The following is a 10,842-nucleotide window of genomic DNA, read 5'->3' as shown; positions in this document are numbered from 1 at the left end:
TAGAAAAATGAATAGACTTAAAATTGAATTAATTTAATAATGCACTACGAGTTAAAGTGTATTTCCTGGAATAGATCTTGACTACAAATATCTGAATTGACAATGTTTTTAATATCATCAGAATTTTTAATACTAAATATTCCAGCTATAGAATTAAGATAAGTGTTGATGATTTTTAATGTAAAATAAAGGATTGCTACTAGTAATAGAGACAATTTTGGTTTGATGTTCTAGTTCCAATCTCTTGCATTTCTATAAAGATAACCCGTTTTCAATTGATTGAAATAAATGTTTTTAATTGTCTATTTATCTTATTGGAGATAAATTTCCACATAATAAAACCCAAAAAGAATAATTGTTTTAGTTGTCAAAAGCTAAAGTGATTTTAAAATTCGAGATTAGAATACTTAGCTTATTGCTGAAATCTTTTGTGGAATCTTAAAAAGGATATTAAAATGATCTAATATTTTTTATGTACCTTCTAAACTTCAAAAAAAATGAGCTGTATGAGTAAAATATTAAAACTTCGCACTACACTGAACGGAGGAATTGTAATTCCAAGTCTTATTTTTATAATAGGAATTTGCATGGTGTCTGCAATATTTCCTAAAGACTCACAAATCATTCTCAATGCCGTTAAAAATTTCATTTTCTTTAATTTAAATTGGATTTATGTTTGGGCGGTTACTCTTTTTGTTATTTTCCTTGTTTTCTTAATGTTCAGTAAGTTTGGAAACATCAGGCTGGGGCGTAATGACAGCAAGCCCGAATATTCCTTCTTTTCCTGGATATCAATGCTTTTTGCTGCAGGTATGGGAATTGGACTGATGTACTTTAGTGTTGCCGAACCCATGCAGCATTATTCTAACGAAGTTTTTAGTGCGCAATCATCGGTTGACAGAGCCAAAAATGCACAGTTATACACATTCTTCCATTGGGGAATACACGCTTGGGCTATCTACGGACTCGTAGGTCTTTCGTTAGCTTATTTTGCTTATAGATACCGATTGCCATTATCTCTTAGAAGCTGTTTTTATCCTCTGTTGAAAGATAAAGTAAAAGGAAGATGGGGAAATGCTGTTGATGTATTTGCACTGTGCAGTACATTTTTCGGTATTACTACCACACTGGGCTTTGGTGTTGTACAAATTAATTCTGGTCTTGAAATACTTAATGTCTTGCCTGAAAGCAGTTTCAAATATCAGGTTCTTATTGTTTTATTTTTGGTTTCTTTGTCAGTGGTTTCAGCTGTAAGTGGTGTTGATAAAGGGGTGAGGATATTGAGCAATATCAATATTATTGCCGTCATAGTATTACTTTTATTTGTGCTTACTTTAGGACCCACAGTGTATCTGATTGGAAGCTTTACAGAAGGTATTGGAAACTATATTTCGCAATTTTTCAGCTTAACATTTAATACCCATGTCTACGATGCCAATACGCAACCTTGGTTTTTTGATTGGACAATTCTCTATTGGGCATGGTGGATTTCTTGGTCGCCTTTTGTAGGCTTATTTATTGCTAGAATCTCAAAGGGACGAACCATTCGGGAATTTATTGCCGCAGTCCTTATTATTCCCAGCTTATTCAACTTTATTTGGATGTCGGTTTTCGGTAATTCTGCTATTTGGTTTGATATGAATGTAGCCAATGGCATACTTAGTAAGCTTTCCTCGAATCCTGATGCTCTTATGTTTCGTTTTTTTGAGTATATGCCTTTCACAAAAATAACCAGCTTTTTGAGTATCCTTATCATAATCATTTTCTTTGTAACATCTGCAGATTCAGGTATACTTGTTATGAATAATATCGCTACAAAAAATGCAAAGGTCTCCCCAAAATGGCAAACTTTCGGTTGGGGAATATTGCTTTCTGCTTTGGCTCTGATTCTTCTTAATGCTGGTGGGCTCGCCGCTTTACAGAGCATGACATTAATTACTGCTTTGCCATTTTCTATTATTATGATTTTGTTTATTATTTGTTTAATGAAAGCTTTAGTTGTAGATCAGAAATATTATGACAGAGATTTTTCTACAACTACAGTTCCGTGGTCTGGTGTTTTTTGGAAGCAAAGACTTCATCAGATTGTTTCGTTTCAAAGTCAGAAAACGGTCAGCCAATTTATTCAGACAACTGCTAAGCCCGCTTTTGTGGAACTGCAAACAGAGTTTTCAAAGGTAAACATCGAAGTCAGAATCAATGAAGGGACAGAACCAGAATCTGTGGAAATAGAGATAAAACATGATGTTATCAATAACTTTATTTACGGTGTAAGAAACGAATCGAAAGCGGTTTCAAGCTATTTGTTGGAAGAGGATAATCTTCCAAATCTAGATGATAAGATTGCTTATTTTCCTACCTCATATTTTGGGGATGGTAGAGAAGGTTATGATGTACAATTGTTTACTAAGAATGAACTGATTTCTGATGTTTTGAAGCATTATAGTAGGTTTATAGAAATTATTTCTGAAGAAAAAAATGAACTTTTCATTAGTAGTAATATCAACCATAGGTTCAAATAATTAGTATGAATTAAAAGTTTTTCTAGTAGATCACACCATTAGAAAACTTATCGCAATCAGGACTAATTGAAGACTAATTTAAAAGCCATTTTGTAATCTTGTTGTGTACGCTTGTACGTCTTCAAACTAAATTGGATATTTTGGAATAAATTCTTAAGGAGTATTTAGGATTATAAATTTATTAAACCCGTTGTGCATTTAGCATAAATTAATTTTTATTTTGTTTAAACTTCTTTTGAATATAAAGAAATTAAGATATTGTATCATTGTAAAAGAAGTGATTTTAGAGGTAATTCTGGTTGCCAATCCTTCAAAAGTTTTTGCTAAATTGATGTGTAGTAAAAATTGCCCGCTCAGTTGTGAAATAGCTGTTTCAATTCGTTTTCTAATTTTAGATTTTACTTTCGAAAACGACACAAATTCATGTTGATTTTTTCGCATTGGAACAGAAAGTTTAATGTTTGAGTAATTGAACAGATCAACCCTTAATTTTTCGCTTATATACCCTCTGTCGCCTATAAGTAAACAGTTTTTGAAATTTTCTTTTACATCCTTCAGATAATTGATGTCATGAACATTGGCCGGAGAAAAATCGAAGGAATGAAAAACACCATTTTTGTCGCAGACAGCATGTAATTTATAACCAAAATATCGTGTTTTTTGTGCTGCACAATATCCAAATTCCGGGCGGATATTTTCTGTAGAACAAATTCCGCTGCGATTCGCTCTACTTATTTTGCAAATTTCCAATGGGGTTGAATCAACAATAAAAACGTCCGTAAAATCAGAAAACTTTGAACTCAAAACTCTGCGGATTTCTTCTAAATAAGAAAACAATTTTCGCTTTCTTCTGTTATAAACGCTTCTTTCTATTTTTTGTTCCAGTTCTGTTTTTGAAATGTATCTAAACAATTGTAGTTCAGAGTTTATCGACATATATTCTGCAGTAATATTTAATGCTACAAGTTCTAAATCAGAGAGTTTTGGAACTCTGATCTGAGGTTTAGTTTTAATATGACTGCAAGTATTTATCAATTCTTCTAAAATAATTTTGTAGTTTTGAATAAGATTGTTCATGTGTTTAAATGATTGGTAGTCAAATAAATATACGGTTTTTAAACCAAATGAACAATCTTTTATCGTTTAATTACTAAATATACAACAGGTGTTCCAATATTATTTAAAACCTTTGCTTCCAAACTATATTTCAAAGCCAAATCAAAAACATCTCTGTTGTAATAGATATTTGCGGCTTCTATGTAAAAAGAATTACTGATGCTTTCATCATTTGATTTTGAAGAAATCTCATCTGCGAGATTGATATAGCCAATTGGCATCGTTTATATCACTCTTAAATTTACTAATTAATCAAGTATATCATTGATTAAAAAACAAAACTTCCCATCAGTTTTGATGGGAAGTTCTTTACTCTGTTGTGTAAGTGATGTTATCGAAATAGTAAGTATGCTTGTTACCAGTGAATTCTTTAAAAGTAATATTCTGTACAGCTGCTGGATTATTAAGTTGTGACCAAGTAAATTTCACTTCTTTCCAATCTTTTCCAGTAGTAAACTGCCTTACTTCCGAATCACTCCAATCGCCATTGAAAATTAACTCTAATTTTCCATCATCATCGGATCTAACAGCAAATTTGATTCCTGTATATTTGGTCACTGCATCCTGATCCCAACCCCAATTTCCTTGAATATTATCCCATCCGTTAATTTCCTTTTTGATAAATACATTACCTTGGAAAGCCGCAGAATGGTCTGTAACATACGTATGATTATTCCAAGCTTCAAAATCCCAAGGGGCATAAAAGCTGTCATCAAAAATAGCTGTTCCAACTGCTGTATCCCATGTATTGCTTCCAGAAAGTGTGGTTACTGTAATCTTTTTGCCTTGAGAATCAGCTGGAAGTTTGATTTTCATTTCTGTTAAACTTTTAGAAATAATCTCTGCTTCGGTATCTCCAACTTTCACAGTAGGATTTACAAAATAATTACCATAAAGTGTCACCTCTTCTCCGTCTGCTGCATTAATAGGATTAAAGCTTTTAAAAACCGGCGATGGTGGCGCTACAACAAAGTCATATTCTACTGTACCAATTCCAGTTACAATTTTAAGTTTGTTGTTCCCATTTTCATATGGTGTATTGGTATTAATTGTAACAATGATATGTGTATCTGTAATTAAATTGGGATTGAAATAAGATTCGGTTTCGTTAAAATAGATATGCCTCAAACTAGCAAAACCTTTCCCTTGGATTACGTAGGTATTGTTGGCATAACCAATTGTTGTTGGAGTAAGTGGGGAAACTGGTTGTCCATCCGAATCAACAGAAGCTGATACAAACTCTACCGAAGGTGCTGTTGCCTGATAAGTAACATCGTCGTCATCACAAGATTGTATTATTATTAGTGACAATACGGCTAATAAAATAGACTTATATGATTTTAAAAATAATGTTTTCATAGCTCAAAATAGTATTAGAATTGATACGGAACTGGCTGCTCCAAAAGTTTAGGATTCTTAGCAACATCGTTTGCAGGATATGGCAACGTAAAACTAGATTCGGTCGGGGTATAATACTCTGCACTATTCATATTTCCTCTGTTTTGTGCAGACATAATAGATATAGCTTTGCTACGATCTATTCTTCCAAGGTCAAACCAATAATCACCTTCAAAAGCTAGCTCTTTTCTTCTTTCTTTGAACAGGTCATCAAAAGTAAAAGAAGAAACATTGGAAAGACCCGCTCTGTTCCTTACTGCATTATAAGAAGCCAAAGCCGTAGCATCGGAAGTTGAGCTTCCACCAGCAAGAATACTTTCTGCATGGATTAATAATAGTTCTGCATAACGCATAATGTAAGTATTATTGTCCATCATAGCATAAGAATCTACCGGTCCTGTAACGTTTCCATTTACAATACCTAAACAATATTTTTTGATTGCTGCGCCTGATCCTTGACCGCCAATTTGATCAGCTGCTGGAACCGTTAAACCTGTTTTAAATTCTAGTCCATCTTTGTACTTCATATCCGGGTAGTTATTGCCTGGAAACATGATGGTTTGATTTCTTCGGACATCGCTACTTTCATAAAGGGAAAGTATATCTTGAGAAGGCGCAAAAACACCACCGTAAGAAGCATTAGAAGTAGAAATAGTACCATTAGATATACCAAACTGTGTGTTACAGTTATTTGCAGAACCATAGTTAGCATCTCCTTTCCATTGTAATGAGAAAATAGACTCCTCATTATTGTTATTAGTATAAGAATACAAGTCAGCAAAAGACTTCCCAGTGAGAGAATATTGCGATGTTCCACCTAATAATTTGAATTCTCCGCTATTAATAACCTCTTCCGAGAGTTGTTTTGCCATCGCATAGTTTTTGTTGTACAAATATATTTTCGCCAACATTGCTTTCGCAGAACCTTTGGATACTTTTGCATTTGAAGCATAAGCACCACCTCGAACTTTGGAGTCTAATAATTCGATAGCTTTGGTATAATCTCTCCTAATAAGTTCGTAGACATCAGAAACAGGGTTTGTATTAAGCTGAGGGCTATCTACATGGTTGAAATTATTAACTATAATTGGCACATTGCCCCATAATCTTACCAGATAAAAATAAGCTGTCGCTCTTAGGAAGTAAGCTTCCCCTAATGCATTATTGATAACCGACTGACTTACAGAAGAACCAGCATAGGTTTGTAAATTATTAATCAAATAATTGGCTTGCGCAACATTAGCCCAAAGTGACTGCCAACCGGCATACATCTCTGCATCTATAGAGGTGATAGAAAACGTCCTCATTGCATTGACATCGGAGGAATTGGTATACATATTGCCAGAACCCACCTCCGAGATGGCGTAAAAAAACTTATTATTAAACTGAAACCAAGTTTTATAATACAAAGCATCTGTAGCGGTACGCACCTGGTCATCATTTTGATAATAATTGTCAGCACTTATTGAGCTCACAGATGGTCTATCTGTAAAATCATCGTTACATGAGATCATACCTCCCAAAAGAGCTGCTACTATAATATATTGTTTGAAATTTGTTTTCATAATTGCTTGAGTATTAAAAATCTAAATTAAGACCAAATGTAAAAGTTCTAGGCGTTGGATATCTTCCGTTATCAACCCCAGTTAATAGAACATTTTGATTAAAAGCTCCAATCTCAGGATCATATCCGCTGTATTTTGTAATTGTGAATAAGTTTTGCGCAGTAACATAAACTCTAAGTTTAGAAAGTTTTAATTGACTGGCAATTTCTGGAGAAAGCGTGTATCCTAGAGTCACATTCTGAATTCTAACATAATCTCCTTTCTCTACATATCTATCGGAAATCATTATATTAGGATGAGAATCACTATTAATCAATCTTGGCTGGCTGGCATTAGGATTACTAGGACTCCAATAATCCAAAGCATCTACCAATTGATTCTGATACATCATAGCGTTCTGAGTTCCATTTCTTTTAGTAAGATTCAGGATATCATTACCTACAGAGCCTTGTACAAAAATTGAAAGATCTAAACTTTTATATCTGAAAGTATTAGTAAAACCAAAAGTAAAATCTGGATTTGGATCTCCGATAACAGTAAGATCTAAGTCATTAATAACGCCATCTCCATTGATATCAGTATATCTAATATCCCCCAACTGAGGAGCAGAACCAAATATCGTAGAAGGAGCTCCCACAAGATCAGAACTAGACCTATAAATACCATTAGACTTCAATCCCCAGAAAGTTCCTACAGCACCGCCAATCAGCGTATTTGTTGCAATCATTGGTTTGTATCCGTTGATATTCACTTCTTCGGTAAGATTGGACATACCGTTTACCAGTTCAAGAAGTTTGTTACTATATCTTGACACGTTAAGACTTGTACTCCAACTGAAGTTTTCATTCCTCAGCTCATAAGCAACATTAGCCTCCAAGCCTCGGTTTCTCATACTGCCAATATTGGAATAAGGTGGCTCGATTCCACCATACTGAGAATATCCTCCAGTTAAATAAGCAGGCAAAGGTAGCCTGAACAAGAAATCGGAAGAAGTTTTATCAAACCAATCAAACGTAATGTTTAATTTTTTAATCAACGTAAGATCCACTCCGAAGTTAGTTTGCTTCATTGTTTCCCACTTCAAATCAGGATTATTTTGATATGCCGGAATATTGTAAATAGTAAGTTGAGAAGCATACAAATTATTGGAAATCTGCTGGTTTCCTGTCTCCCCGTATCCTGCACGGAACTTAAGATTACTTATAATATTTTGTGGAATCCATTGCATAAAACTCTCTTTCGTCACACGCCAAGAACCAGAAACACTCGGGAAGTAACCTACTTGATTTTTCCCATCATTAATTACAGGATCAAATTTAGACGATTGATCTCTTCTGATAGATGCAGAAAGCCCATACCTCCCATTGAAATCATATATTAATCTAGCAAAGTAAGATGAAAGAGATGCACTGCCAGATTCGCCTTGCACTTGAGTTGTCTCTGCCATACTAATCGTGTAAACATCATTTGATTTGAAACCATGTCCTTCTGCATTTTGCCATTTCCAATGACTATCCAAGGCTTCCTGCCCAACCATTAATGTAAATTTATGACTTCCAAAAGACTTATCGTAAGTCAAAATATTTTTGATGTTAGTAGAATACCAGTCGTTGTTTCTTAACCATAGATCAGCTGTATCATTAGATTGAGAACCTCTGTTGTATTGTGGCCAAAACTCTGTATTTTCTGCAAACTCTGTATTAGCAGATAATTCTACGCGGTATTTAAGCCCTTTTACGATGTCCGCTTCTGCAAAAATGTTTCCTAAGAAATTTTTTCTAACCAACTTGTTAACCTTTGTCAACGCTTCTGCAACTGGATTGAAGTAGTTAACGTTTTGCCCTGCAGGAGGAGAAGCATAACTACCATCTGCATTATAAATAGGAAGATCAGGAGCTTGTAACAACGTATTAGAAATCAAACCATTATAACTTTGCGTGATTGTAAAGTTTTGATTTGAAATACCTCCAGACAAATTAGCTCCAATCTTCAACCAAGGTTTAACTTTTGCATTGATATTAAACCTACTAGTATACCTTTTTAAACCTGTATTGATAATGGTACCATCTTGATCCAGATACCCAAGAGATGCATAGTAATTCACATCATCTTTCCCCCCAGAGAAAGAAAGCTGATGACTTTGTGAAACTGCAGTTTTGTAAATAGTCCTTTGCCAATCTGTCCCTTCTCCTAACAACTCTGGATGTGCAAACTCTGGTCTAACTGTAGCACCATTAATTGGAGCCATCGCATTTTGCAATTCAGCATATTGACGAAGATTAAGAACGTCAAGATATTTATAATTATTAGATACCGATGTAAAACCATCATAGCTTATCTTTCCCTCCCCTTTTTTTCCAGATTTGGTCGTAATTATAATAACACCATTAGCCCCGCGAGAACCGTAGATAGCAGTAGCAGAAGCATCTTTTAAAACATCTATAGACTCTATATCGTTTGGATTGATGAAAGAGATTGGCGAAACTGCAACACTACCAGAACCTCCAGTAGACGACATATCATTCCCAGCAATTGGCCTCCCAGAGGTCGATTTACCAGTGGCATCACCAGAAACAGGAACGCCATCAATAATATAGAGAGGCTCATTGGTCCCATTAAGAGAAGTAACACCTCGCACTCTAATAGATACTGCCGAACCGGGTTGTCCACTATTGTTTGAAACGGAAACACCAGCCACTTTCCCTTGCAACATCTGATCCACAGAGGTTTGTTTAAGATCCTGAATATCCTTTGCTTTCACAGAAGAAATTGCCGAGTTAACATCAGTTTTCTTCTGAGTTCCATAACCGATAACTACAACTTCGTCTATACTGGTTTCCTTCAAACTATCTTTTTTTGTCTTTTGCGCTTCTACAAGGCCAAAAGGTAAAAAAGTAAGAGCAAAAAACCACGCCGCTCTATTCAAAGTTAGAGGACGAGTAGCATTTTGATTTAATTTTCCCATGGTATGAATAAGGTTTGATTTTTTTTGGCGTTAATTAAGATTCAATTAACATTTTGTTTATATATGAGCAAATCTATATTTTGCACGTCTTATGAATTAATATTATTTTGTCATTATTAAATGTTATTTTTATACAACACACTAATTAATTTTTAAAAAAACATACCAAACAATTGATTAAAAACACATTAAACAAATTTTAAATTTAAAAAAATTGTGATTATATTTTATTATTTTACATGAAATAATAACAAAAACAGATAAGAAAATATCAATATACTATCATTTTAAGACAAAAAAGAACCAATAAAAAGAACGAAAAAACCATCCAATTTGTTAATTTTTCAAAAAAATCAAACTATTGCACTTTTTTAACACCATTAAATTTCGCTTTGAATTCACTTGGTGTTGATTTCTGAATTGACTTGAAAATTTTGTTAAAGTTTGCAATATTATTAAAACCAGCTTCAAAAGCAATCTCAGATACCGTCAAATCCTTTTCTATAAGCCATCTTGCGGCGTAACCCACACGAACCTCATTGAGGTAATTAACAAAAGTTTTACCCGCTCTTTTCTTAATATATCGATTAAAAGTCACAATACTCATATTCACAAGCTGAGCAACTTCTTCAAGACTGATTTTTTTTTCGAAATTATTATGCACATAATCATGAACAATTTTCATACTGTCATTATCCACAAAAGTCTCTTGTTCTATACTATATGATGACAAAATAGTTTTATCCTCTGCAATCGCCAATTCATGAAGGATAAACATCATTTCCATAAAAGCTTCGAAGCTATTCTTCTTTGATAATCCTAAAAAATTATCTTTTAATCGTTCCGTTGTTTCTTTTGAAAAAAGAACTCCCCTTATAGATAATTTAACAAGATCATTGATTGGCTTCATGATTCTTCTTTTCATCAATGAAGAATCAAAAAAATCTTGATTAAACTGCACTGTAATCTCATGGATTTTCTTGGATTTCCCTTTGTAATTATCCCAGCAATGTGGCAAAAACGCACCAACCATCACCAATTCCAAATCATCAATTTCTCCTACATGATCACCAACAATCCTTTTATTCCCTTTACCCTTGGAAATAAAATTAATCTCAATTTCCGGATGATAATGAATAGGAAAATCAAAGTTTTTTTTCACCCTATCAAACACCAAGAACGTCTCATCTGGAGAAATAGTAGCTATCTCCCTAAGAATAGTTGAATTTTTGTCCATATTATATCGAATTTAACAATTTACAAAACAGCACTTTAA

Annotated in this window: 7 protein-coding genes; 1 reads left to right on the top strand and 6 read right to left on the bottom strand. The window is 33.9% G+C overall.

The features are described from left to right. The first annotated feature begins 506 nt into the window (after positions 1 to 506). Entirely contained in the window at positions 507 to 2,522 is a 2,016-nt protein-coding gene (locus RTY06_RS15250; protein ID WP_312825831.1) for a BCCT family transporter, read from the top strand. Between the two features lie 198 nt (positions 2,523 to 2,720). Here RTY06_RS15250 and RTY06_RS15245 read toward each other — a convergent pair whose 3' ends face one another. The 6 genes from RTY06_RS15245 to RTY06_RS15220 form a co-directional block, all read right to left on the bottom strand. Continuing rightward, positions 2,721 to 3,599: an IS982 family transposase gene (locus tag RTY06_RS15245; RefSeq protein WP_312825320.1), complete on the bottom strand. Its 879-nt coding sequence runs from the start codon at positions 3,597 to 3,599 to the stop codon at positions 2,721 to 2,723. A 59-nt stretch (positions 3,600 to 3,658) separates the two neighbouring features. Then, entirely contained in the window at positions 3,659 to 3,859 is a 201-nt protein-coding gene (locus RTY06_RS15240; RefSeq protein WP_312825830.1) for a hypothetical protein, read from the bottom strand. 88 nt (positions 3,860 to 3,947) lie between these two features. Further along, positions 3,948 to 4,997: an IPT/TIG domain-containing protein gene (locus tag RTY06_RS15235; protein ID WP_312825829.1), complete on the bottom strand. Its 1,050-nt coding sequence runs from the start codon at positions 4,995 to 4,997 to the stop codon at positions 3,948 to 3,950. A 14-nt stretch (positions 4,998 to 5,011) separates the two neighbouring features. Then, the gene (locus RTY06_RS15230; RefSeq protein WP_312825828.1) at positions 5,012 to 6,601 is read right to left on the bottom strand and encodes a RagB/SusD family nutrient uptake outer membrane protein; all 1,590 of its coding nucleotides are present in this window, start codon (positions 6,599 to 6,601) and stop codon (positions 5,012 to 5,014) included. A 13-nt stretch (positions 6,602 to 6,614) separates the two neighbouring features. Further along, positions 6,615 to 9,566 carry a TonB-dependent receptor gene (locus tag RTY06_RS15225; RefSeq protein ID WP_312825827.1) on the bottom strand — a complete coding sequence of 984 codons (2,952 nt, stop codon included), beginning with the start codon at positions 9,564 to 9,566 and terminating at the stop codon, positions 6,615 to 6,617. Between the two features lie 358 nt (positions 9,567 to 9,924). Next, positions 9,925 to 10,803, bottom strand: coding sequence for an AraC family transcriptional regulator (locus RTY06_RS15220; RefSeq protein ID WP_312825826.1), 879 nt, complete (start codon positions 10,801 to 10,803; stop codon positions 9,925 to 9,927). Between the last annotated feature and the right edge of the window lie 39 nt (positions 10,804 to 10,842).

Source organism: Epilithonimonas sp. (assembly GCF_032055105.1).
Classification (GTDB): Bacteria; Bacteroidota; Bacteroidia; order Flavobacteriales; family Weeksellaceae; genus Epilithonimonas.
Note: the sequence above shows the minus strand (reverse complement) of the source record. Positions and strands in the feature narration are given on the sequence as shown.